The sequence below is a fragment of the Pseudomonas siliginis genome (assembly GCF_024072275.1).
Taxonomy (GTDB): domain Bacteria; phylum Pseudomonadota; class Gammaproteobacteria; order Pseudomonadales; family Pseudomonadaceae; genus Aquipseudomonas; species Aquipseudomonas siliginis.
Genome location: NZ_CP099598.1, coordinates 4760769 through 4785007 on the forward strand (window position 1 = coordinate 4760769; position 24239 = coordinate 4785007).

Sequence of the window (24239 nt, forward strand, 5' to 3'; positions counted from 1 at the left end):
TCTGTAGGAGCTGCCGGAGGCTGCGATCTTTCGATTTTGAAAGGCAAGATCAAAAGATCGCAGCCTCCGGCAGCTCCTACAGTTCAATTTCAGGCAACCCGGTAACCCGGGCGGACGATCTTCATGCTCAGCACGCAGGTCAGGGCAAACGGCACGAGCATGGCAATCAGCATCCCGATGACGAACATCGGGATGAACTGCGGAATGATCGAGATGAAACCGGGCAGGCCACCGACGCCGATGGCCGAGGCCTGGATCTTGTTCAGCGAGAGGAACATGCAACCCAGCGCCGAACCGGCCAGCGCGGCGTAGAACGGAAACTTGTAGCGCAGATTGACGCCGAACATCGCCGGCTCGGTGATGCCGAAATACGCAGAAATCGCCGAGGTCGAGGCCATGCTCTTGTCTCGCGCATTGCGCGTCATCCAGAACACCGCCAGGGCCGCACTGCCCTGCGCCAGATTGGACATGACGATCATCGGCCAGATGAAGGTGCCGCCCTGGCTCGAGATCAGTTGCAGATCCACGGCGAGGAACATGTGGTGCATGCCGGTGATTACCAGCGGCGCATACAGCAAACCGAAAATCAGACCGCCCACCAACGGCGCCAGATCGAACAGCATCACCAGCCCTTCGGTGATGTAGATGCCGATATGCCGGGTCACCGGGCCAATGATCGCCAGCGCCAGCACGCCAGTGACAACGATGGTGGTGATCGGCACCACAAGTAATTGCACGGCGTTGGGCACTCGCGCGCGCAGCCATTTTTCGATGACGCTCATCACGTACGCCGCCAGCAGGATCGGCAGGATCTGCCCCTGGTAGCCGACCTTTTCCACCTGGAACAGGCCGAGGATGTCGAAGTACGGCAGTTGCTGCCCATCCAGCCCGGCCACGGCCTTGCCGTAATTCCAGGCGTTGAGCAGGTCCGGGTGTACCAGCATCAGACCGAGGACAATGCCGAGAATTTCGCTGCCGCCGAAACGCTTGGCCGCCGACCAGCCGACCAGCGCCGGCAGGAACACGAACGAGGTGTTGGCCATCAGATTGATCAGGCTCCACAACCCGTCGAGGTTGGGATAGGCATCCAGCAGGGTCTGGCCCTCGATGAACATGCCCTTGGCACCGAGCAGGTTGTTGATGCCCATCAACAGGCCGGCAATGATCAGCGCCGGCAGGATCGGCATGAACACATCGGAAAACACCCGCACCAGCCGCTGCATGGCGTTTATCTTCTCGGCGCTTTTCTGTTTAACGTCGGCGATGGTCGATGCCGCCAGGCCCGTCTGCTGGCGCAGTTCGGCATAAACCTTTTCAACATCACCCGGGCCGATGACCACTTGATACAAGCCGCCGGTGAAGAACGAACCCTTGACCAGATCGACGCCATTGAGCGCGGCCACATTCACCAGCGCGGGGTTCTTCAGCGCCAGGCGCAAACGCGTCACGCAATGCGCCGCCTGCTCGATGTTGTCGCGGCCACCGAGGCTTTCCAGCAGCTCCTTGGCGATGTTCGGGTAGTCATGGCTCATGCTTGTTCTTCCGTCGTGGATTGTTGTTATTGGCAGCACGCCGAGAGGAAAAATACTCGTCTGTACGAGTTAATGCAACAACTCGTCTGTACGAGTTTGCGTCCGTGGATGAACGTCAGAAAAATGCGGATTCTTCCTACTCCGACCTAAGATGTTTTCCTTCGTCCGCATGGACAAACCCCTACCCTGCCCTTAAGGTTCGGGGTTTTGAGCACCGTCGGCACAGAGTCCAGCCATGAGCAAATACAACCAGATCTACAGCGATTTGCTTGCCAGCATCACCACGCAACGCCTGGAGCGCGGCGCCCGGCTGCCTTCCGAAACCGAGCTGATGGACACCTATCAGGCCAGCCGTGGCACGGTACGCAAGGCCATCGACCAGTTGCAGGAACGCGGTTTCGCTCAGAAGATTCACGGCAAAGGCGCGTTCGTGCTGGCGACCAACCCGATCGAATTCCAGCTCGGCGGCATCGTCAGTTTCCAGGAGACCCACCCGCGACTGGGCAACGACGTCAGCACCGAAGTGGTCGAGATGTGTCAGGTGCCGCTGGAAGGTGCATTGCTTGAACATATCAATGCCGAGCCCGGCAGCCCGATCACCCGGATCAAACGGGTGCGGCGCATCGACGGCAAACGCGTCATCCTCGACATCAACCACTTCGTCAGCGAGGTGATTCCCGACCTGTCTGCAGACATCGCCGAACATTCGATCTACGCCCACATCGAACAGACCCTGCAACTGCAGATCGCCTACGCCCAGCGCACCATCGAAGCCGTGCCGTGCAGCAAGGACGACCACCACCATCTGGACCTCGACGGCCAGAGCCATGTCATCGTGGTCAGCAACCAGACCTTCCTGCAGGACGGCCGCCAGTTCGAGTACACCGAATCGCGGCATACGCTGGACAAGTTCTATTTTTCCGATGTGGCGCGGCGCTGACGTTCGCCAACAGGCGAGCCCATTTCAAAATATGTGATTGGCTGACAAGCCGCGATGACCTCCGGTAGTATGCCGCCGTGGCTATGGAACACCTTCCTTCTATCCTCCATGAACTAGGGGTTCCGCTCTCCACACCGCGCCTGCTTATTGCAGGCGTTTTCGTATCGATTGCACAGGTGAGCATCGGCTCACTGGAAACGGCGACCAAGGAAGAAATCATGATCAATCAGGAGCTGTTCCTGCGGCGCCGTACAAAACTTCACGTCCCTGCCGGCTCTGGCGGAGCCACGCGCGCGCAGGTCGCATCAGCGGTCAAAGAAGTCGCGGCGTTTCGATATGTACTCTCTGAACCGCTGATCGAGCGAATCGGCATGCTCTCTGCGGTAGAACTCAAGAACTGGCTGCGTGAAGTCATTCGAGTCCTGCGCCGTCGCAGCGGTGCTCATGTACATCACCGAGCGTTTTATCCTGACTTCCCCAATCAAGTCCTCGAAGCGACAGAGGCGGAGTTGTATCTCAACGCCGTCATTCACTACCACACACTTCGGCGCCTGCCACCCAGCGAACAGGTTCGGCCAGCCATGCTTGAAGGCAACTTCATCCATTGGGTCATCGAACCGGGAAGTGTCAGCGAGTTCGAGGCATTGCTCGAGCCGCTGGTCTCATCGCGCACCTCGCTGTCCGAAGAGGAAGCTGCGGATGTCAGCTGGTTTATCCGAACGTACAAAAGCGATGTGTTCCGTCTACTGCCCGAGACCGTTCCGTTTCGCGAGATTCGCGCGCTCGTTGGCGGCGCGCTAATCCTGCATATCGGCGACGATGCACAGGTTGAGGCTTTCCTTGAGCAAAATGTCGAAACGGCGACGGACGTGCTGCGCGTGGCGATCGCACTGCATGGTGGAGACGTGTCGCTGGCGACAGCGTTGACGCGCTTTAGCAAAATGAAACGTTCGATGCGTCGCAAGCTGTTGCGCCTGCTCGACCGCATGCCCAACGCTACCGAGGATGTGATGCGCCAGGCCGAACGCTGGAAACGTCTGGCCGAAGTCCTGCATCCAGGCGATTACGCTGAGAAGTATCCGCGAGCATTTGCGGCCATCACCGCAGCGCGACGCAATGATCCGCCGGCCTCGTTCGGGTCGCGTGTCGAAACCATGCTTGCCCAACGCCAGATCGCCGCGCTTACGTCGGTGCTGCAGGATCGTCCCGGAGAATTCGCGCGCCGTCTGGACGTGATGTTACGGCGTGCCACAGAACCGGACGCGGTGCTCGACGCCTTTGCGGCTGTCGCCGCACAAGTGTCCTCACCTGTGCTGCTGCAATTGCTGGCCCAGTTAACTGCCCCACGTCCCCTGCCCTTGCGGGCGTTCATACCTAAAGGGGCAATGGCGAAAGTCTTCGGCACTGAAGATCGTCGAGAACCGATCGCCCCGCCGGTGTTGGCGCGTGCAGCACAAATCTGCGAGAACGCCCTGATCGCACGTTTCGCGTCGCTGCCACCGCTGGGCCGCTGCTTTGTCGATCCGGCATTGCGCGAATACCGGGTGCCATTGGCACAGCGCGCCGCAGCGAAGTCACTGCGAACACTTGTACGCGGCAGTCGCTTGCCAATGCCCGATACGCGATTCATTCGCCTGTTTCTGTGGTGGAAGAACGGTCGTGACCGCACGGACATCGACTTGTCCGCCGCCTTCTTCGACAGCGACTTCGTCTTCAAGGAAGCGGTCGCCTATTACAACCTCAAAGGTTATGGCGGTTACCACAGCGGCGACATCGTCGACGCGCCTAATGGCGCTTCCGAGTTCATCGACCTCGACCTTGATGCTCTCGTCAAAAAGGGCGTCCGCTATGTCGTCACGTCCCTCAACTCATTTACCTGGCAGCCATATTGTGACCTTCCTGAATGCTTCGCGGGCTGGATGGCCCGCGCCGATACGGCATCTGGCGAAGTGTTCGAGCCGCGCACCGTAGTCGACCGCATCGATATCGCCTCCGACACGAGTATCTGCCTGCCATTCGTGATGGACCTGGTGGAACGTCGCATGATCTGGGCCGATCTGGGGCTGACTTCATCGCCCCGCTGGAACAACGTCGACAACAACCTCAGCGGAGTTTCGTTGATGCTGCGCGCCCTGGTGCATACACCAAGGCCGGACCTGCACACGCTTTTCGATTTACACGTGCGAGCACGAGGCGAACGAGTGGCCTCTGCAGAGCAGGCGCAGAGGGTGTTCGCACCTGAACAAGGGCTGACTCCGTTCGATACGGATCTTATTCGGTCTGAATATCTTTGATATCTGCGAAGGCATTGGCTCACTTTCAAAAGGACAACACGCGATAACCGGCTAACACCCTCCCCTTGAGCGCATGGGCCATCTTCTGCCTTTGTGTCTCAAGGATGAACACCCGAATGACCACTGCCGAACGTCGTCTGCTGCCAAACGCAGCGGACAAAACCGCCCTCAAAGCCATCGCCACTACCATTGTGCAGAACTGCCCAAGCCTGCTGGATGAGGCCCGGCTAGTCGCGATCGAACTGCTGACCGCCAAGGGCCTATCTGGCCTTGATCCCGACCAGGTTTATTTCCATCGTTTCAAAACGGCGCAAAGCAGCACGCTGACCTTTACCGGTTGGGAGCACTTGCTGGAAAAGCCTTATGAAACGCTCACCCTCACGCAACTGGTCGTTCATCGATTTCGCGCCACCGACCAAGACAACGCAGATTTGCTGGGCCTTTACTGCGGCTTCTACTCGGATGGCCCGGACGCGGAGAATTTCAATCAGAGCAACGAAGTGCGACTGCTTGGCAGCGATGTGCTGAAGGCATTCTGGGCCGTTGATTTCAGCACGCGTTACAGCGGTCAATTGACCAAATTCTGGCAAACCTCGTCGGACGATTTCCGCGCCCTGGCCAAGTGCAATTTTCTCAGTCAGGCGGTGCAGGCACTGCAACAGGGGGACGTTGACGGCAATGATTTTCAACGCATCGTCACCTCGCTGATCGGCCCCGTAAGCTGGCCGGTAACCCTGCAAATGCTCCGATCGACGTACCCGGTCGGCGCGCAAGTGCGCACGCTGGATCTGGACGGTCACGTCGCCACCAACGTGCTGCGTCTGGTCGAAGACAGTGGCCGGCAGACCCTTTACCTGCCGGGACAGGCCCAGGCCTTTCGGCTGATGGACACTGCCGCGGATCTGCACTGGTGGCTGCTTGAGCAGATGAATTCAGAGCAGAAACGCTCTTTGTTTCTCAACCACTTCTCGCTGGCTGACAGCAATCACATCACCGAGAACCTCACTGATCTGATGAACCGTTTGGTGAGCACCTGGGGCCACAGCGATCATCGAATGATCAACCGCAGCAACGTTGCGATCAGCGGTGACGCCTTCACGTGGTTAAGCGAGTCGACCCGCACGGGCATGGTTGCCGAGGCGCATCTGGTGCTCACGTCCAACAGTGACCTGCGCAAGAAACTCTGGACCGGCTATCTGAGCGCCGGGCTGAAAGTGTTCGGCCCGATGGCGGCCGTGGGCTGGCCTGCAGCTTTGCCGTTGATTGGGGCGGGCGTCGTCAACACGGGGCTGAACATCGATCAGGCGATCAACGGCATTACGGCGACCGAGCGTAGAGCCGGGGTTATCGGTGCGGTGCTCAGCGCTATCGAAACCGTATTCAATGTTCCGTTCCTGATTGGCACTGGCGCGCAGTTGGAAGTTGGGCCACAGGTTGAGTATGCCGAGGCTGAAGAGATGCGCGGGCTGATCGAACTTACTTCGGCTGACTCACGGTCATTGCCGCCTCTGGATCCCCCGCCCGTCACGTCGTCCAATGAAACTGCCAGCGAGTTGGCAAACGAAATCCCCGGCGAAACGGCATTCGTCGATGTCACTGAGCCATTGATTACGCCTGCTCCGCGGCAAGGTTCGACTTTTGCGCAAGTACCGGCCAGCTATCGATGCAACGAGTTACTTGCGCAACACGCTGTAGAGGCGACGCCGGGGAAATACGAAGGCATCTACCGCCTCGACAAAGAACCCGGTCATGCCATCGAAATGGATGGCGCCGCCTATTACGTGCGCTACTTCGCCGACTCGCACGACGGTGGCAACTGGGCAATCATCAATCCCGAGCGTCCCAATCAGTTCGCTTATTCGTTGCCGGTCCGCCTGGGAAGCGCCGGCAAGTGGGAGCGCATGCCAGCGCTGCGGCTGCGCGGAGGCGGTCAATGCGTGGGCAAGGCATGTTTGCCGGAGACTGATGTGAGCTCAACCGAGGCAACACCGTCGGTGGACCTGCCACGCGTCGAACCGCTTCCAGGCGTTCCGTGTCCGCTACGCCCGGTTACGAAGCTCAAGGGTATCTCAGAGACGGAAATACCCGGAATGAGAAGATGGGCAATGAACTTGCCCAACGCCTCCGCCGAGACCACAAGCGCCGGGCGCCGCTATCTGCTGGCGACCGACCGCTACGTGGCCCATTTCGGCGAACAACGCACGGCTCTGCTGAACGACGCCGAAGCATTCTACCGGGAGTTGAAATGGATCAACCTGCCCCAGCGCCCGGTCATTCCGCCCGTCAGTCCGCAGATGAAGATTGATGAGTTGATTGATCTCATCTTTGCCAATACTGATGGACTGGCCGTCGGTGAAACCCTCGATCGCATCGCCAGCACGCGTTTCATGATCGAGAACATGCCCAAGTTCGCGCGGCATATCAAAACCCTCTACGTGCGTGGGTTGCTGAGTGATTTCGCCCAGGATGACCTCAACCATTTCTACCTGTCGGGGGACATGTCAGAAGACCTCAGTACCTATTTGTCCAGCCTGGGCACTGACCCTGAGAACCGGTTCAACATGCTCGAATTGATCCGGGCTGCCCAAGCCAATGGCGTCCGGGTTCATGGACTGGATGCAGCAGAAACCTGCACGCTGAAAGTCCCGCTCACGTCGATCGAAGAGCAGATGATCAAGGCGCGCCTCGCAACGCAGATCATGGAGCGTGACAAGCTGCTCAACAGACCCGGCAAGTGGGTGGCTCTGGTCGATGCCACGAATACCAATACCTTCAGAGATCTGGCAGGCATAAGCGAACTCCGGGGCGGCATCGGTTTGCGCATCGAAGAAGTCTGGCCCGACGAGGTGGCCGACCTCAGGATCGACCCGGGAGTGGAAGTCGCTCGCGGCCCGTTTTACAACGGGGCGACGACAAACAGCGCCTTCGACCCTCTGTTCGCTGACCTGCGATTGCAGGTCAAGGCCCCCGTGCCGCCATGGAATGATGCAACGCTGGAAAAGCTTCTGCCTCGCAATGGCATGTTCGTGATACGGAAAACAGAACCAAGCACATACACACTCGTGCGGCGCAACAGCGCCAGCAACATCGTGCAAACAAGGGTGCATTGCACCGCAGATGGCCGGTTTTATATCTGGGACCAGTCGATGCGTCGCATCACCGGCATGGTCTTCCGCGACATCGCCGCAGTAGCCGAGCGCCTGATCGAGCTCGGCATGACCCTGCAAAGTCGTTTACCCGCCTGATCAGTTATCAGGGCTCTGAAACGAAAAAACCCTTGGCTTCACGCCAAGGGTTTTTCGTTATTCGAACCGCAGCAGGATCATTCCCACTCTATTATCAATTAGCCATAAAACGTCAATATTTTCGGGTGAATATCAGTACGTTTTCATGCGGTACCATTGAAAATACCATTTAGCTCTTGTTTATTGCATCCTCTATGGGCAGGAGCGCTAAATGTGCGGTGTCCCGGCTAAACGCATGGTTCAACTGGCGCAAAAAAATTTTAAGCTCAGCTTCGCTGCCGTCCCGCTGCACCTCTCGAAGTAGCGCGGCGACATAGCGGGGGTCAGTGCGGAAGATTTCAGCCAATACCTCGTCATGGGACCGGTCTTTCATTCCAATGAACCTGTTATGTATCGAGGACCAATAGCCCCTCCGTCCTGATGAGCATCCCCCGGCACCAAAGCTCTCTCGCCATTTTACAGACCGGCGAGTAAGCTCAACGCTAGAGGCCAAAAGCCATCCGAAAAGATAAGCGGCAAAGGACGAATGATTAAGGATGACCAGTGTACCGTCACCGTTGACCCCAGACCAGTTGGCCGCGCACTCCCTGCTATCCGAGCTCCGAACCCGCATTGCCGTGCAGCCGCTGCCATACCAATATGGGATTGAGACACGAGCATTGGAGAGCCTGTGGGAAATCTTTGGGCTGGCCAGAAATGTTATGAAAGCATTCCCAGGGTGCAAAGATTTTTCACAAATCACCACGGACATGCTGAACACTGAACTTCGCCCAGTGACCGCGAAGTGGCATAGGGCGCATCAAGCCGGAGTGTTGGACTCAAAAGACGGGGCCAATGAATTTCGCATAGATCTTAATGCTCTAAGAGTGAAACTGATTGATTTCTGCGAACAGTTACAACTGATGGCCTATGGTGGAATTTGCAAGGATAAGATTACCCCACCAGTAGTAAATTTTGACGACTTGGAAAAATGCTTCATCCCGATAGAGTTCGGCATTCCGAATGATACACTTGGAAAGGTACATAATTTCTGCGATATAAACACATCAGAAGCTGCTGAAATTCAAGCCCGCCGAAAACATTACAGCATAAATAAAACTGATAAAACTGACGCAGTTGGCTTATCGCTATCCGGAGGGGGTATCCGATCAGCGACATTTTGTCTCGGTGTCGTCCAAGTATTATCTGAAAAAAAGCTAATGAAAGACTTCGACTATCTTTCAACCGTATCCGGAGGCGGATACATAGGAAGCTTTATCACATCAACGCTTAGTCAAAAAGAAGGCTACGAGGCAATAAGCAAGCCATACGGTCCAGACACTGACCCAGTCCGCCACATCAGACAAAACGCAAAATATTTAAGCGCTGCAAATTTAAAGCAACGATGGATGATGGTAACGGGGGCCCTAGCAGGACTTATACTAAACCTATCAGCACCGATAGGCATAATTGCAGCTATAGCTTTAGTTAGCAATTATACTTCCATGCTAAACATCCCAAATTTTTGGCTTTGGATTGCTGGAGTTTCCGGTGGTGCTAGTATAATCGGAATAATCTCCTATGGTATAGGTTTGCGTTTCGGATGGGGTGCCAAAGCCGGAAGTAGTATAGTTGCTGTAGGCTCAGGCACCATAACGATCGCACTATTAACGTTCATAGTAAGCAAGGGATATGATTCACTAGGGAAGGTCACCTCCGATAACTGGAAGACTGCAACTTATTTAGCGGCGCTAGCGTTTGCAATCCCATTAATAGCGAAATTTATACCAATATTTAATAGCCTCCGCGCTAAAAACATACTTCTAAAATATTCCCTAATTTTAGCTGCTGTTATCGTCCCCATAGTCTCACTTGCACTACTGTACAGTTTCAGAGCAGTGGGAAGTCTCTCCCAGGTTTCGACAATCTCTTGGCTTAGCGGGCAAGTGCTGCTTATATTAATTATTGCAACCTGCTCCATTATTTCACTATGCTTGAACATAAATCTGACCGGCCTACACAAACTTTATAGAGACCAGCTCGCAAAGACATTTGTGGAAAATGATAAAAAATCTGACGATCTACCATTGGAATTTGTCAACACCAGTTATAGAGCACCGTATCATTTAATCAACACAACTGTAAACTTACCCTCCAGCAAAAATCGCACTCTTAGAGATCGACGTGGAGATTTCTTTATTTTTTCAAAACATTGGTGCGGTTCAGCAGCGACCGGCTATTCCTCTACAAGCCAATGGAAAAGTAACGGTGCCGCAGTTGATCTAGCGACTGCAATGGCTATTTCCGGGGCAGCAGTTTCGCCCCAGATGGGCCCTACCTCTGTTTCTAGTGTGTCGGCACTGATGACATTATTGAACATAAGGCTGGGCTATTGGATAAGTAATCCTAAAATCGCAAGCAAGAATTCTCCCGGCTTTTTATGTCTTCTCCGTGAAATGACCGGCATCGGCATGAATGAAAATAATCCTTGGCTGAACCTCTCAGATGGCGGACATATTGAGAACATGGGCCTCTATGAGCTTCTCCGCCGCCGTTGTAAATTTATCGTGTGCGTGGACGGTGAGGCCGATCCGCGCTCAACATTTGAGGGACAATTGACATTAGTTAGGCACGCTCAGATTGATTTTGGTGTACGACTTGAACCGAGGCTTGATGACATCCGGCTTGATCCAAAGTCAACCCTTAGTAGAACTCACTCTCATCTTCTAAGAGTTCACTATCCTGACGCAGGGCCAGGGAAGCCGGAAGCTATTGGTCTGATGCTATACCTAAAACTATCGTTGACCGGAGACGAAACAGAACTGCTTAAGCGTTATCGCTCCATAAGCCCCGACTTCCCGCACGAATCTACTTTAGATCAATTTTACACTGAAGAGCAATTTGAAGCCTATAGACAGCTTGGGGTACACGTAGCGGAAGGAGTTTTCTCCAAAGCATTGTTGGACGAAAACACGACCCCTGCCGATGTCAGAGAGTGGTTCAAACAATTAGCTAAAAACATGCTCGAATCCGCTGATAATATTTAATCCAAAAGAATGCCCGAGCAATCCCGGGCATTTTGTAGAAAATCATCCCCAAAGAACCTTAAACCGTCACCTTATTATTTTCCGCCGAATAACGAGACTTCGCCAATTCGAAGTCATAAGGATCCCCATATAATCGATTGGCGTCATATTCACGTTCTAGATAATCAATTAGAGGCTGCGCCTGATGAAGCGGAAATTTACGATGATCTCTTCCATTAGCGTACCCCAGATCCTTAAGTATTTTTTCTGGAATTACAACCGCACCTGCGCCAAAGTAAAAAAAATAATCCGAAATTAAAACAACGTCAGTCTGCGTATCATTTTTTATATTGTGTGGATTAGGCGAGCCGTCTGAAAAGCTGTGATGCGAGTTAAGCTGCTGCCAGTCACCATCCTGTTTCCAATAGATGTTGTCCCCTACAATCATTTTCTTACTGCCATTTCTCAACGGTTTTTTATCTTTATATAAAGGATTGCTCCAATAACCATCAAAAGTTTCCGAATGAGAGACCCTCATTGCAAAAATACACTTACCAGTAGCCCTTAGTCTCCCTCCCCCCATCCCGACGATCCAGTCACCCACCTTGGCCACTCTTCGAGTACGAGGCTTACAGGTAGCTAACGTACAAAGACCATGGAACGGATTCGGAGCAAAACCAAAATCGCGATCCACTACATACATATATACTTTCGTCATCGCTAGCACTCTGAGTTCGCTGCTCCATTAACAGTGTCACGCACAGTTCCATCTGGATTTTGGAAAGCATTCTCCCCAGCATCAATAGCGCTCATAATACTATCTGAGTTCCAGCCAACTATTGCGGACGCATACTTCTCTAAACTTGCGGGTATATCCGACTCTTTGCCTCCCTGCTCGTAAACCCCCACAATCCGCTTACCCTGAGCGTGCGCTTGATCAATTTCCCAATTCACCCAAGGGCGCTGGTGTGTCTGCTGGCCAATCAAAACAACAACTGTTGATGCCCAGGATACTTTCATTCGAAGAAGCCGCCTTATTGTCGATTCCCTGACCATTCCTTTATCAAGTCTTTCTTGGTTAGCAGGTTTGGCACGAATTGAGCTATTACGAATGTCCCAACCCTTCGACCCAAGCAACTTGGCAAACTTGTCAACTAGCGCGTCGTCACGGTGGTGGTGACTTATAAACAAATGCCTACGACTTCCAGATTTGCTCATTACCGTACCCTCAAGGTCATCCATAACTTAATAAACGAGGAATCAATAAAACAAGAACCGCTTTAAACCATGCTAGCCTCTACACCTTCAGCATAAGTTATAGACCTAGAATCCTGATCGATGAGTAATCGAGCACCATTAGATTTCAAAACTTTACGCCAAACTTCAAACCCGAGAAGAATAGCCTTCTGCCATTCTCCCGGCGAGCGCGCCTTCACTTCCAAAAGAGAAGTAACACCTTTGATAGTACGTAAGAGCTTATAGTCAAGCGCCGTTACCCCTTCAAGCCAATTGTGCTCTTTCGCATAATCGAACACGAGAGCAACAACAGCCTCATCTATAACCTGTGCGCGCCCTCCATCTTGAACTTCATCAATATCAGGTGCACTTTTTCTCTTACGCTTCATAAGACTACGGATCACGGGCGACCACCCCAGAACTGCGATATAGGCAAGGTGAAATACATCATGAAATCGATAGCCGTCAGGATCATCTGCATTGTCCGTTAGATAATCTCCAATTTGCACATCGTTCATTAGCATTCTTATCTTAACTTTACCCTCAACGTTGACCTCATCCAACTTAATCTCAAATTTTCTAGGCAATTTTTCTTGTTCTGGAAAGCTTTCGTCAAATACCGTGGCACTGGTGTCGCCGTGTCCCCAACGCCCATTAGCCTTGTCTAGGTTTTTCTGCGCCACATCTTCAAGACTGAGCCCAGACTTTTCGGCCACGTTCGCGATATACCAAAGCAAATCGCCCAACTCCTCACAAATTTTTTCTTTAAACCGCAAATGCGAATCGCCGTCTCGCAGACGCTTCTTATATTCGCTAAGAAGCTCTCCTGTTTCGCCGGCCAAACCTAGCAACGGAACCATCAAGTCAATCCCCGTTGCTCCTGCACTCTTTGAAGGAACACGATCAGTTAATTGAGCAAGCTGCTGATAATAGTTAAAGTCCATTTTTAACACTCCAAGTTCAACGCTGCCTGGGTGGTAGCGCGAAAAGATGATCGGCCCTCTGAAAACTCAAGCGATCTAAAATCTGCCGCAACCCGGTCATTGATCCCCCATTTAGGTGGATACCATGGCATGTCCAACGAGCCAGTCGGAGAAAACTTCTGTTTAATACGAGTACGCCCTGAGAGACCTAAAATCTCTGGATGAGCAACACGGGCGTACTTATCAACTTCGCAAAAAACGTTCTGACAATCTATTAGCTGAAGTGGTCTTCCCCACAATGAGTCAAACTCAATACCCAAGCGTTCAAATTCACGCTCCTGATTTTCAGCCATCATCCGTATTAGTTGTGCTTCATCGACCCCAGCTGTAGTTTTGAAGCATTTTTTTAAACCATCTAGAGCGCCAGGCCCAGGCATTACGAATTCCATTTCTGAAAAACATGTGACTTCAGAATAATTTATATCAGTCACAAACTGATATGCCAAAAAATTGCCGATAGTAGGATAGCTTCGGATGACTTCAAATGCTTTCTGCATATTGCCCAAGCCATGCAAAATTTTCGGAAGTTTTTCATCCATCATTCGTTCAAGCAGTTTGAGATGATTTTGATGCTTCGATGGATATCCAAATGCGGAACTCCCCGGAGGCATGATGTAGGCGGCCGAGTAAATCCGTCCCCCTGCATGCATGGCTCGGCTTAGGACTCTATCGTATGCATCAAAACTATAACTTCGATACGTTATAGCTCCAATCTCTCTTTCCAAAAGCTCCCAAGTTTCGATTTTATTGAAAAACTTGAACAGCAGGATCCTGAAAACCACCTCCTCCGGAGAGTCGCAAAGATCAGTGCGATAAATTACATTCCTTATTAAATATTGGCTAACTCGATCTGAGGCGCGGTATGCGTTTGTAAACTTATGAGCCAAAATAACAGGATCAAAAGTCCAAGGCCCAGAAGATCCAATCAATCTCTTCCTAAAAACTTTTTGACGCTCAGCAGCAAACCTCCAATAACTTTCATATACTGGAGTCACCTCAAGTTTTTTAGACACCTCAGATGTGCTACTTTGAACATTTGAGCGCAACTCAAAATACTTACCGTCGAACTCAATTGCAACCATCACGCGCCATCTCCATTGTGGTGGACTCGCCGTGGCGAATCGAGGCATCACCTACCAATATACTCTTCCCTGCAACAAGCGTGCGACGTAATCTGCAACACTTCCAGCCGAACCTTCCCATCATGTGCACCCTGTAAAAACAGCACATAACTGCCTCAGCGCCGATTCACATCGGTTCCAGTACACCGTTCGTTGCTGCATGGATACCAGCTTGCAGCTCTCCAAACTCCACCATCACTAGCTCTACGTCAACCGCATTTGCGCCTTGGCTTCGCTTCTCTAAAAGCCGAAGCTTCAGCGGTCCAGTGCCCTGTCGGAGGTCGACAGTCACCTTGGCCAGATCAGCCCCTGCGGTATGGTCAACCACCGACCGGATGGGCGTGCTTAAACCGAGAGACGCAGGTAGCCCGACCAGGGCATACCAGCCTTGTTTGCCTTATCTGTGATCGCAGCCCTTTCCTCAGCATTTGCCGAACCTCAATTGACTTACCACCTCGGCAAGCCGGTGCCTTTTCTTTGGTGTCGGCTGTCATGGTGTTTCTGTTGTTGCCGTTGCGGTTTTTCCCTTAGACGCGGCAGCGGCTGCTGGCCTCGCGGAGCAAGATCCGTCGAGCCGCAGGCGAGTAAGGGTAGGTGGTGGAGGCCCTAGCTGCGGAGCAGCGTAGGCCTACAACACACATCTTGCCGTCCGATTCGACGCTAACGCATGCGTATCTCTGCGAACGGATCATATCTAGCATTCTTACTCATATCTGCGCATCTATACGCTGGATTACGCATGACAATTAACTAATTTTTTGCGCATACTTGCGCAACCATGCTTAAGGGGAGTTTGCGATGATGAAGACACCAAAAGAAGGGCTTACTGGCGCGGGGCGGGTGGCGTTTTTAGCGCGCCTCGATGAATTTCGAGCTCTCATTCAAGCCGGTTGGCCGGTGACGGTCGTTTATGAGAACCACGGCGGAGATAACACGGGGCTGAGCTACAGCCAGTTCGCTCGGTACGTAGGAAAGTACATCCGCAAGCCGACCAAACGTGGCGCCCAGCAGCCCACAATTCCCGACGAAATAACAATTCCGGTAGCGCCGGTGCCAGAACAAATGCAGTCCGGCACCCCAACGGTACCAGCCCCTATATCGAAGCCCCGACCTGGGTTCCGGCATGACCCAAGCAGCGGCAACAACCGTGATGATCTTATATAGCCTTCTAAGGGTTTAGCCTTTTCGGCTGCACATCTTCAAGCGGCCCGAAGCATGTACTGCAAGTAGAAGCCCAATATTCACCACTTTCCGAACAGGGTGGATTGGACAAATAAGCGCCACGAATCGATCTTCCCCATGTCAACCTAATTAGCCAATCATTCCATCGATGCAACCGGCATGTCCGGGCACGATCAGGCACAGAACAAAGTGACTGATAGAGGCCGGGAAATGCACCAAAAAATCATAACGTCCATTATCGCCAAAACGCCGCAGGCAACAATTCCCCTGCGCGAAACGCCCATTGCTCCTGCTCGGAAACTCCGTCGTCAGGCGGCCTATGGTGCCAAAATTGCCGCAGCCGTCTTTTTCGGATTGGCCATGTACATCGCTCCATCCCCGGCTTACGCCATCTATTGCTCGAACTGCTCGACGTTCTATCAGCAGATGTTCGAGTACGTCGAGGCCGTTAATACCGCCTTGAACACCGCAGAGACATTACAGACGCAAATTCAGCAGTATCAGAACATGGTCACTCAAGGCACCAGCTTGCCCAGTTCAATGTTCGGCAGCGTCGCGGCCGATCTCAAAAAAGTGGTCAACATCTACACCCGCTCGCAGTCTCTAGGCCGCCAGATCCAGAACATGGACTCGCAGTTCAATACGGCTTTTCCCGGCTTTCAATCCTATCTGAATCAAGCTGCAAACTCGGCAGATGTACCGGCGGGTGAGCGCTATCAGAAGTGGTCAGAGCAAAACCGCGACAGCGTAAAAGCGGCCCTTGAAGCGGCCGACCTAAACACCAGCACTTTCGAGTCTGAGGATACCCAGCTCGATCAAATGGTGGCTCGCTCACAGTCGGCCGTGGGCCGGATGCAAGCCATTCAGGCAGGCAACGAGATAGCCTCGCAGAACGTTCAGCAGTTGCAAAAACTGCGCGATCTACTGGCCACGCAAATAAACATGCAAGGCAACTATATGGCTCTGCAGGACGACCGGAAGGCTGCTAGCGAAGCTGCCGAGCAAAAGTTTGAGGCCCGTAAAAATAACTGGGGGCCTTCCGAGGATTTCTAAACATGTTTATATCTAAAACTCTGATCGCTGGGTTGTGCATCGTATCTGCTCTTGGTGGCTCTGCTCTATCCGGGTTCATTGTTTCTATCCGCACCGATTGCGTGGCTGTTGAGCGGTCGATGCAATCAGATACGGATAAGAACTTTGAAGCACGGAAAAACAACTGGGGCCCGTCTGAGGATTTTTAACTATGCAACGTTCAGCATTTCTACTACTCGTTAGTGCAATACTCTTGCTTTCGGCCGGTAGCGCGATGGCAGCAGGAGATGTAACTCAAAGCAATGAAATGAACGGGCTTTTGCGGATGCTCTATCAAGCCGCAAGTGAATGGTCACCACGGCTTCAGGGTTATGCACTCCACTTACTAGCATCTCTCGCTCTTATCCAATTGGTTTGGACGTTCATGCCTTTAGTGATGAAACAAGCGGACTTAGGCGAAGTTGTCGGTGAACTGATCCGCTTCTTCATGGTCATTGGCTTTTTCTACGCAGTCATTGAACATTCCGTTCCATGGGCGACAGCCGTAGTGGACAGTTTCCGAGAAGCTGCGGGTACAGCTAGCGGATTGGGCCGTGCGCTTCAGCCTGGTGATATGTTCGCGGTGGCCGTCAACTTCTCACGCACCATCGTGGAGGGAATTTCACTTTTTTCTCCGGGTAAAGCAGTCCTTATAGCGCTTGTTGGCTGCTTAGTTTTACTTTGCTTCGCCTTTATCGCGGCATTCATGTTTGTGACGCTTGTAGAGTCATACGTCATCATCAATGCCTCCGTGCTGTTCTTCGGTTTCGGTGGTTCGCAATGGACTCGCGATTTTGCAATTGCACCACTCCGCTTCGTTGTTGCAGTAGGTGCCAAGCTGTTCGTCTTAACATTGATCGTAGGAATTATTGTCACGTCGGCTAAGTCCTGGTTAGCGGCTTATACCAATGACGAAGCGTCTCTGATGACCTTGGCGGGTTTGGCTCTGGTATGCGCCTATCTGACCAAGACTATTCCCGAACTGATTGGCGGGATGATCAGCGGCACGTCGATGGGCGGAGGTTCGGCCATCGGCGGAATGGCTGCGGCTGGCGCAGCCGGTGCTGCTGCCGCAGTCGCCACCATCGCCACGGCCGGTGCCGCAGCGCCCGCCGCCGCTGGTGTGCTTGGCGCTGCCGGTGGTGGTGCAAGTGCCGCAGGGGCGGCTGGTAGTGGAGGATTGGCTGGCGCTATCAACTCCAGCTTTGCAGGTGCGGCAAACTCCGGCACCGGTGCAGCAGCGTCAATGGGCAACGCCGCATCCTCTGGAGTGGGTGCCAGCACTGGTGGCGGCGCAGCCCTCAAGGGCTCTACATCAGCAGGATCGAGCGTAGGGGGCAGTACCGCTAATGCGAGGCCTAGTCCTGCCCAGCAACATAACAGCGGCGTACAGCAGGCTGCCAAGCAGGCTGGAAAGGCAATGCAAGACAACGACGACAAAGACAAACAGCAAGAGACACCAGAAAGGGGTACTGAAGGACCGGGAAATGTCCTTTCTCAAGCGGCGAATGGAGGTGCGAAGGTGCTCGGGGTGATGGCTTCAATGGCTGTACCGGGCATGGAGAATGCGCACGGCCTATCCCTTGGTGCTGGATCAACCCCACCTTCAAATAGCGAGGCCAGTTCGGCCGCTCCAAACAGCGGCGGAGAGTTAGCCGCTGACTCCGAGCAGGGGGATTCCAACGTGATCCGTCCAGCCTCAGACGCAAGCCCTACTAATGGTCGCCTAGCCTCGCTGAGTGTGCCGGGTACGGCCTCCAACAACGAAAAAACGGAGAAATAATCATGATCGGCTTTCTGATGTTCGCTGGATTCGTAGTCTTCGCCTTTACGTTCGCCATCGGCATGTGGGCACTCGGCCGGTGGCTGCGTAGCAAGGGTTACGGGCCGCAGCTAGATAAGTTGGATCGTCAGTACACGGCGTTGCAGCTTCGCGTTAGCCCGCTCGCCCTGTCAGCTTCATATCGCATGTTTGTCGGGGCAGAGGCTCTGAATCGCCTACCTTTGCTGGGCAACAAGAATAACGCCATCTTGAACCAGCAAGTTTTGAAGGCCATCCGAACTGCACAGGAAGCACAGAAGCGAGAGAACACTGACGATCTCTAATCATTGGCCTGCGTCACAGACGCCCCGTCCAAGTGCTTGGATTTGGTTGCTCGCCCTAGATCTATCAGGCCTCTGTAGGGCGGTGTGGGACTATTTCGATTCCCTGATGCCCATCAAATAAGCTCTTTAAGATAGAGCGGTTTGGGCCGATCCAGCGGCGCTTCTGCAAATACGTTAGACGAATCTGTACATAGCTCTACGCTCTTTGGCAAGGGCAAGACCTGACCTCGCCAGCGCATTTTTATACCGCTATCGGCGTCCAGGATCAGTCCGAATGACCGTGTGAGATAGACAGCGGACCTTGACATGATTCGAGCTTGCGTAGGCACAGTGATATCAGTGATCCTTCAGCAGATGCACTTGGAAGAGCCTTTTCTTCCTGGGGCGCCTAACCGTAGGGTTGTCCTGCCAATGCCATCGTCCTCGCCATTGCGTGAGGTTGGCCAGCGTACAATGCGCAAACTCTGCGCTCTGGGAGATAGAACTGATATGGCGACATGCACAGCACCTAGAAACGGCCACCGCTCCGCGAGCGCGGCAGCTAATTGTCCCGCATGCAGAAATCGCTACAGTAGCTATGGGGCGCGCTCGCAACCCTACCCATCCTCAACATCATCCTCGTCGCGCGGTGGCGGTGGCGGTGGCGGTGGCGGTGGACGGACGTCGCGCGTACTGTCTAGTGCGGTGCCGGAAATATATCGGCGTCCACTATCAGAAGTACCAAGCCTCGTGCGTAGCGACGTTCCAACGCCGGCACAATCTGACGGGCAAACCTATGACGTATTCGTATCTCATGCGTCTGAGGACAAAGACGATTTTGTCAGGCCCCTTGCCAATGCCTTGGTTGCTGCTGGCCTCAAGGTGTGGTTCGACGAGATGACCCTACGCATAGGGGATAGCCTAAGACAGAAGATTGATAAAGGCCTCGCCAATAGCCGCGTAGGGCTTGTCGTTCTCTCCCCCGCCTTCATCAAGAAGGGATGGACCAACTACGAGCTTGACGGAATTGTCACCCGCTCTGTTTCAGGTGAACAGGTTCTTCTGCCGATTTGGCACAACATTACGAAGCAGCAGGTGATGGATTTCAGCTCCTCGATCGCTGATAAGGTAGCCCGTAGCACCGCGGTACATACCATTGATGAGATTGCTTCTGAGATCGCAGATTTGCTGAAGTCTAGTGATGCGTAGGATCGCTAGCGTCGCCGCTACTAGCAGCTATCGGATTGGGCGTCCTGATCGGTAGAAGAAACGTATACAGACGGATAAGTGGAGCACGATCTTCCGTCTGGTTGTGCCCGACAAAACCTGGAGAGCCTCTCCGCTAGTAGTAATACGCACGTACTTTGAACACCTTTCAGTCCCCCTATTGCCGCACCTGAATATCCTCTGGGTCAATGCTAATGGGCAGCCCTCAACAGCATGGAGGCTTCGCCATTAGTAATACGCACGGACTTGTGCCAGCTACAAGTGCCCCCCTCAACAAACCTAAACCCGTTCTGGGGTAGCTTGGGCTGGCCCAGATCAACAGCCTCAAGACTTCGTTCTGGGTAATACGCATGGACTTGTCTCAGGCTCTACCACTACTGGTTTACCTGCTCGATACCAACTCCGGCGACTCATCCCAAGTGTCTCCCAAGGTTTTTGGCGGCTCAGGGAGGTAGATTCATAGGTCTGACGGTCTACGGCCCCGGCTGCGCGTCTGCGGCCTTCCTCGCGCCTCCTGTGACGCTCTGCGGCTTCGGCATGGCTAACGATAGTCTTTAGCTGCCGCTGCTCGTCTGCAGTGATTCTGAACAGGTTTATCAGGGTGTCGTTCTTGGGCGTGTAGAGCGGTGCGTACTCCGTCCCTCCGAAGCAGACCCGTTCCCCCGATTCGTAGGCTTTGGCCTTGCTGAATAGGGTCATCAGTTCTTGAGAGCGGCTATTCCACTGCGGATCTAGCTCGCGGGCCAGTGCCGAGGCTTCGTGATACATCTGCTTGCTGTTGGTCGCGCCCGACAGTAGCAGGAAGTTCAAACGCCAAAATAGGTGCTGCATCCGGCTGCCTTCGTTGACGCCGCCGCGCAGCTCGGCGAGCTTGCGGAGGTCTTCGAGGCGATCCCACGCAAGCTGGCGGCCGGAGAATCCGCGGAGATTGTCAGCTTTACCACCGGGCACCAAAAGGAAAGGCTTAGGCTTGCGTTTGACCCGTTCGGCCTGTTCCTGCCGCTGACTCTCGATTGTCCAGCGGGCGGTTGGTAGCAGGGCTTCGGCTAGATACTCGAAGTTGTAGCGCACGGGCTGGCCATCGGTGTCGTTCGTAACATGAACCACGCGGCAGGCCTCGCCGCTCTTGCTATTGACTGTCTCGATGGTTCGTAGAACGCGGCTTGCGTCTTTGGCCATCGGATCGGCACCGACGTGTGCGAGGCGATCCACTAGGTAGCGTTGGCACGCATTCCAGCGGGGCAACGCCTGACGCGGGATAGTGCCGTCGAGTAGCCATTTCGCTTGGATACCCCGACCGCTGTAGATCAGTAGCGATGGTGCCGGCAATCCTTCTTCGTCGCAGAAGTACAGCACCGACGCCGCCAGTTGGTCAGGCGTGCGCCCGGCAAGGGCGGGTATGCGGTAGGTATCAAGATCGGTGAACAACAGCCCCAAACGGGCGAGGTTCACAACTCGCCGATTGGGGCGGATGAACTCTGCTTGAGACATCCATGTGTCGCGGGTTTTATCCACCAAATTGAGAATGGTCGGCATGTCCGCTAACAGGTGAGAGGACTGGCGTTTTTCTCCATGCACGTCAACCAGCAGCGAGAAAAACCCGCTCCTGCTGCTGTCGTGATACATCTGCGCCTCGCCATGAGAACTGAACAGCGCAAGCTGAGATATGGGCCCTACGTCGGGCCCGATCCCCACTATTCAGGCTCCAACTCCGGGTCTGGGAGCCGGACCTGAACCCTTGCAAGCATCAATCCATTCTTCGACCTCAGCCAAATCCCAGACCACCTTGCGACTGCTGATCGCAATGCGGCGAGGAAATCGACCTTTGCTTTCAAAGTTGTAAATCGTGCGCTCACACAGCGGGATCATCGCTAGAAGCGTCTTCTTGTCGATGAGAGTTCTGTTCGTTGATACGTGCATACCTCGGCCTCTATCAGTCACAGCAAATGTGTGCCTGATCGTGCCCCTATGTGCCGCTTGCTTCGACGGAATGATTGGCTAAAATGGTTGACATGAAAAATAGCTCAGCCATCGCCATTTGGAAGGGATGCGACCCCACCGTCGCAGATGCCATCAAACGATTTCGAGATTGCTGGGAGCCGTACTCCGCAGCATCGAAGCGTTACCCCATCGCTCGCCTTGTAGAAGAACTCATCGACCCCGTTGTTGCTACGTATACAGCAACACTCCCGTCGCGCTATCTGGGGTACGTACCAGGAGCCGGTACCGGCGTAGCATTCAGTGAGATCATGCGATTGGTTGGTGCTGAAGCCATGGTTCGCGTACAGCGCCGATTGCTAAGAGCTTTTGTCCTAACAGAAGACCAGCAGTCCAAGAGAGATCAGCGATTTATCGCCACACTCGAAACGCTGATAGAGCTGGTATGGGCATGCAAGCGCAAGCAACCAGCGAAAAGAAATGTTCGTGGCTTGAATGGTCAACGCTTAAAAGTTTTTTGTAGATTTTGCGGCACGCTTGCTGAGCTGGCCACATTCGCCGAATCCGGCGGCGACGATGGCCAACGCGGCATGGATGAAAAACTGCGCCTCAGCAACCTTTATTGCGCGGCTCATCGCCCTAAGTTACCGGATGGCGAATGGAATCCTGCGTACAGAAAAGCGAAACGATCTATAGCGCAATTCGACCTAGAATTAGCCAGAGTCAGCCGCCAATGCGCCTCGAGAGGTACTCCACAGGCGAAATCGGGTGACGAGTTGGTTGACAGCTACATACAGAGCTACATGCTTGGCCAAACGTTAACGCTAGCAGAGGAAGCAGAGTTACGGGGCCTCGCGCGGCTTATGGTGGACTCAAGATTATCTGATAGAAAAAAACAGATACTCATGCTCCAACGGCTTGGTTTCAATCAATCAGCGATTGCGCGCAGGCTGGGTATCGAACGCCAAGCGGTATCCAAAGCAATTGCCTCAATCCCAGAGATATTTTGGTTGAGTCAGCCACACCGATCCGGTTAGTAGCTCGTTTTAGTGTCAACCAAAACACACAATCAACAGCGGTTCACGCGGCCGAACCGGGCTCTTAAATCAAACCTTCGCACGTGGTTTTTTTAGCGTCCACTCGTCAATCATATCCGCCCAATCCTGCAACATCGCCCGACGCTGATCGCGGTATTCAGCCTTGTTATAGACGGCCCGTACGCCCTTCTGCTCGTGCGCAAGGCACTTCTCAATCCAGTCTGAGTTATAACCCGCTTCATGCAACAGCGTGCTCGCTGTCCGCCTCAAATCATGCGGTCCGAACTTGCTCAACGGCTTCCCCTCTTTCTGCGCGAGCCGATAGGTCAGCGTCAGCACTTGATTGATCGTCGCGGTGCTCATTGGCAAATCGGAATCGTACCGAGAGGGAAAGACGTAATCCGAACCACCGGCAAACGTCTTCAGAGCAATGAAAAAATCCAGCGCCTGCTGAGATAAGAACACCAAATGGGGATTGCGCCGCTTCATCCGCTCTTTCGGAATGGTCCACAGGGCTTCGCTGAAATTGATTTCGTTCCAGGTAGCATTGGTCAATTCACTTTTGCGAACCATGGTCAGCAACAGCAGCTTAGCGGCGACTCTCACGGATGAGGCGGTGCCGATGCGTTCCAGGTACTGATACATCAACGCGATTTCGTCAGGCCCTAAAGCCCGGTCACGTGGCTCGAATTTAGCGATGCTTGCAGGACGTACCAAATCAGCCGGATTCTCGACCTTTTGGCCACGCTCAATCGCCCACCGGAACACTTGCATCACAATCTCGCGGGAGTGCACTGCCGTCGCTGGAGCTCCGCGCTCGACGATCGCATCAGTCAGCGTTCGCAGATCTTCATGATTGATTTCCTCCAGTTTCTGATTGCCGAACTGCGGCTTGAGCTCGCGCTCGTAAACAGATCTGCGCATGTCCCGGGTTGAGTCGGCCATCTGATACCCGCGTAGCCATTTCTCAGCCCACGCATCAAACGTCTCTGCCCCTTTGGTGCGTGCTTTGGCACGGGCTTTCTCTTTGGCAGGTGACTTGCCTGCCGAAACCATCTTTTTAGCTTCTCCCAGGCGCTCTCTGGCTTCAGCTAGTGTGATGCCACCCACACCATAGCGACCAAAGGTGATGGTCTCCTGACGGCCGTTGATGGAGTAGTTGTAGCGAAATGAGATGGAACCGGCAGCAGTAACGGCCACGTACAACCCGTCGCGGTCGTTCACTTTGTAGAGTTTTTCTTTCGGCTTGAGATTACGCAGCTTGGTATCGGTCAACATGGCAGTTATGGATTCCATGGAAAAAATACCATGCTCAGAAAAGCACTCATGCACCACGGTAAAGC

The 24239-nt window shown here is 53.6% G+C and carries 19 protein-coding genes; 10 read left to right on the forward strand and 9 right to left on the reverse strand.

Annotated elements, in window-relative coordinates; genetic code table 11:
• Positions 1 to 89 precede the first annotated feature (89 nt).
• On the reverse strand, positions 90 to 1532 hold the full coding sequence (gene treP / locus NF676_RS21790) for a PTS system trehalose-specific EIIBC component (protein ID WP_041479919.1): 1443 nt from the start codon (positions 1530 to 1532) through the stop codon (positions 90 to 92).
• A 235-nt stretch (positions 1533 to 1767) separates the two neighbouring features.
• On the opposite strand from treP, the gene treR reads away from it, so the two are divergent.
• The 3 genes from treR to NF676_RS21805 all read left to right on the forward strand — a co-directional run bounded on the left by treR (position 1768) and on the right by NF676_RS21805 (position 8011).
• Positions 1768 to 2472 carry a trehalose operon repressor gene (gene treR / locus NF676_RS21795; RefSeq protein ID WP_041479920.1) on the forward strand — a complete coding sequence of 235 codons (705 nt, stop codon included), beginning with the start codon at positions 1768 to 1770 and terminating at the stop codon, positions 2470 to 2472.
• A gap of 83 nt (positions 2473 to 2555) precedes the next feature.
• Entirely contained in the window at positions 2556 to 4766 is a 2211-nt protein-coding gene (locus tag NF676_RS21800; RefSeq protein WP_252887981.1) for a TerD family protein, read from the forward strand.
• Positions 4767 to 4882: 116 nt separating this feature from the next.
• Entirely contained in the window at positions 4883 to 8011 is a 3129-nt protein-coding gene (locus NF676_RS21805) for a membrane-targeted effector domain-containing toxin (protein ID WP_252886757.1), read from the forward strand.
• A gap of 169 nt (positions 8012 to 8180) precedes the next feature.
• On the opposite strand, the gene NF676_RS21810 is transcribed toward NF676_RS21805, so the two are convergent.
• Positions 8181 to 8384 (reverse strand): hypothetical protein, encoded by a 204-nt coding sequence (locus tag NF676_RS21810; RefSeq protein WP_252886758.1) that lies wholly within the window; start codon positions 8382 to 8384, stop codon positions 8181 to 8183.
• Positions 8385 to 8712: 328 nt separating this feature from the next.
• Here NF676_RS21810 and NF676_RS21815 point away from each other — a divergent pair, with 328 nt between their 5' ends.
• Positions 8713 to 11037, forward strand: a complete 2325-nt coding sequence (locus NF676_RS21815) for a patatin-like phospholipase family protein (RefSeq protein ID WP_252886759.1) — start codon at positions 8713 to 8715, stop codon at positions 11035 to 11037.
• 58 nt (positions 11038 to 11095) lie between these two features.
• Here NF676_RS21815 and NF676_RS21820 read toward each other — a convergent pair whose 3' ends face one another.
• From NF676_RS21820 to NF676_RS21835, 4 genes are all read right to left on the reverse strand, one after another.
• Positions 11096 to 11734, reverse strand: coding sequence for an Nmad2 family putative nucleotide modification protein (locus NF676_RS21820; protein ID WP_252886760.1), 639 nt, complete (start codon positions 11732 to 11734; stop codon positions 11096 to 11098).
• Between the two features lie 2 nt (positions 11735 to 11736).
• On the reverse strand, positions 11737 to 12234 hold the full coding sequence (locus NF676_RS21825; protein ID WP_252886761.1) for a TIR domain-containing protein: 498 nt from the start codon (positions 12232 to 12234) through the stop codon (positions 11737 to 11739).
• Positions 12235 to 12296: 62 nt separating this feature from the next.
• A complete protein-coding gene (locus NF676_RS21830; RefSeq protein ID WP_252886762.1) occupies positions 12297 to 13196 on the reverse strand; it encodes a nucleoside triphosphate pyrophosphohydrolase family protein in 900 nt (299 codons plus the stop codon).
• 2 nt (positions 13197 to 13198) lie between these two features.
• Complete coding sequence (locus NF676_RS21835) at positions 13199 to 14317, reverse strand: nucleotide kinase domain-containing protein (protein ID WP_252887982.1); 1119 nt, start codon at positions 14315 to 14317, stop codon at positions 13199 to 13201.
• A gap of 837 nt (positions 14318 to 15154) precedes the next feature.
• Here NF676_RS21835 and NF676_RS21840 point away from each other — a divergent pair.
• The 5 genes from NF676_RS21840 to NF676_RS21860 all read left to right on the forward strand — a co-directional run bounded on the left by NF676_RS21840 (position 15155) and on the right by NF676_RS21860 (position 19903).
• A complete protein-coding gene (locus tag NF676_RS21840; protein WP_252886763.1) occupies positions 15155 to 15520 on the forward strand; it encodes a TraK family protein in 366 nt (121 codons plus the stop codon).
• A 228-nt stretch (positions 15521 to 15748) separates the two neighbouring features.
• Entirely contained in the window at positions 15749 to 16591 is an 843-nt protein-coding gene (gene trbJ / locus NF676_RS21845; RefSeq protein ID WP_252886764.1) for a P-type conjugative transfer protein TrbJ, read from the forward strand.
• Positions 16592 to 16781: 190 nt separating this feature from the next.
• A complete protein-coding gene (gene trbL, locus NF676_RS21850) occupies positions 16782 to 18392 on the forward strand; it encodes a P-type conjugative transfer protein TrbL (RefSeq protein WP_252886765.1) in 1611 nt (536 codons plus the stop codon).
• A 2-nt stretch (positions 18393 to 18394) separates the two neighbouring features.
• Positions 18395 to 18715 (forward strand): hypothetical protein, encoded by a 321-nt coding sequence (locus NF676_RS21855; protein ID WP_252886766.1) that lies wholly within the window; start codon positions 18395 to 18397, stop codon positions 18713 to 18715.
• A gap of 729 nt (positions 18716 to 19444) precedes the next feature.
• Entirely contained in the window at positions 19445 to 19903 is a 459-nt protein-coding gene (locus NF676_RS21860) for a toll/interleukin-1 receptor domain-containing protein (protein WP_252886767.1), read from the forward strand.
• Positions 19904 to 20245: 342 nt separating this feature from the next.
• Here the strand turns inward: NF676_RS21860 and NF676_RS21865 are convergent, their stop codons facing one another.
• On the reverse strand, positions 20246 to 21547 hold the full coding sequence (locus NF676_RS21865; RefSeq protein WP_252886768.1) for a replication protein: 1302 nt from the start codon (positions 21545 to 21547) through the stop codon (positions 20246 to 20248).
• A gap of 72 nt (positions 21548 to 21619) precedes the next feature.
• Positions 21620 to 21841: a helix-turn-helix transcriptional regulator gene (locus NF676_RS21870; RefSeq protein ID WP_058423359.1), complete on the reverse strand. Its 222-nt coding sequence runs from the start codon at positions 21839 to 21841 to the stop codon at positions 21620 to 21622.
• An 83-nt stretch (positions 21842 to 21924) separates the two neighbouring features.
• On the opposite strand from NF676_RS21870, the gene NF676_RS21875 reads away from it, so the two are divergent.
• Positions 21925 to 22896, forward strand: a complete 972-nt coding sequence (locus NF676_RS21875; protein ID WP_252886769.1) for a LuxR family transcriptional regulator — start codon at positions 21925 to 21927, stop codon at positions 22894 to 22896.
• A 69-nt stretch (positions 22897 to 22965) separates the two neighbouring features.
• Here NF676_RS21875 and NF676_RS21880 read toward each other — a convergent pair whose 3' ends face one another.
• Positions 22966 to 24174, reverse strand: a complete 1209-nt coding sequence (locus NF676_RS21880) for a tyrosine-type recombinase/integrase (RefSeq protein ID WP_252887983.1) — start codon at positions 24172 to 24174, stop codon at positions 22966 to 22968.
• Positions 24175 to 24239: the final 65 nt, after the last annotated feature.

Coding starts and splice junctions, on each gene's coding strand:
- NF676_RS21820 (WP_252886760.1), bottom strand. CDS start 11,734: ATGACGAAAGTATATATGTATGTAGTGGATCGCGATTTTGGTTTTGCT.
- trbJ (WP_252886764.1), top strand. CDS start 15,749: ATGCACCAAAAAATCATAACGTCCATTATCGCCAAAACGCCGCAGGCA.
- NF676_RS21825 (WP_252886761.1), bottom strand. CDS start 12,234: ATGAGCAAATCTGGAAGTCGTAGGCATTTGTTTATAAGTCACCACCAC.
- NF676_RS21840 (WP_252886763.1), top strand. CDS start 15,155: ATGATGAAGACACCAAAAGAAGGGCTTACTGGCGCGGGGCGGGTGGCG.
- treR (WP_041479920.1), top strand. CDS start 1,768: ATGAGCAAATACAACCAGATCTACAGCGATTTGCTTGCCAGCATCACC.
- NF676_RS21815 (WP_252886759.1), top strand. CDS start 8,713: ATGAAAGCATTCCCAGGGTGCAAAGATTTTTCACAAATCACCACGGAC.
- NF676_RS21875 (WP_252886769.1), top strand. CDS start 21,925: ATGGTTGACATGAAAAATAGCTCAGCCATCGCCATTTGGAAGGGATGC.
- NF676_RS21880 (WP_252887983.1), bottom strand. CDS start 24,174: ATGTTGACCGATACCAAGCTGCGTAATCTCAAGCCGAAAGAAAAACTC.
- NF676_RS21830 (WP_252886762.1), bottom strand. CDS start 13,196: ATGGACTTTAACTATTATCAGCAGCTTGCTCAATTAACTGATCGTGTT.
- NF676_RS21855 (WP_252886766.1), top strand. CDS start 18,395: ATGATCGGCTTTCTGATGTTCGCTGGATTCGTAGTCTTCGCCTTTACG.
- NF676_RS21865 (WP_252886768.1), bottom strand. CDS start 21,547: ATGTATCACGACAGCAGCAGGAGCGGGTTTTTCTCGCTGCTGGTTGAC.
- NF676_RS21835 (WP_252887982.1), bottom strand. CDS start 14,317: ATGGTTGCAATTGAGTTCGACGGTAAGTATTTTGAGTTGCGCTCAAAT.
- NF676_RS21805 (WP_252886757.1), top strand. CDS start 4,883: ATGACCACTGCCGAACGTCGTCTGCTGCCAAACGCAGCGGACAAAACC.
- NF676_RS21870 (WP_058423359.1), bottom strand. CDS start 21,841: ATGCACGTATCAACGAACAGAACTCTCATCGACAAGAAGACGCTTCTA.
- NF676_RS21810 (WP_252886758.1), bottom strand. CDS start 8,384: ATGAAAGACCGGTCCCATGACGAGGTATTGGCTGAAATCTTCCGCACT.
- treP (WP_041479919.1), bottom strand. CDS start 1,532: ATGAGCCATGACTACCCGAACATCGCCAAGGAGCTGCTGGAAAGCCTC.
- trbL (WP_252886765.1), top strand. CDS start 16,782: ATGCAACGTTCAGCATTTCTACTACTCGTTAGTGCAATACTCTTGCTT.
- NF676_RS21800 (WP_252887981.1), top strand. CDS start 2,556: ATGGAACACCTTCCTTCTATCCTCCATGAACTAGGGGTTCCGCTCTCC.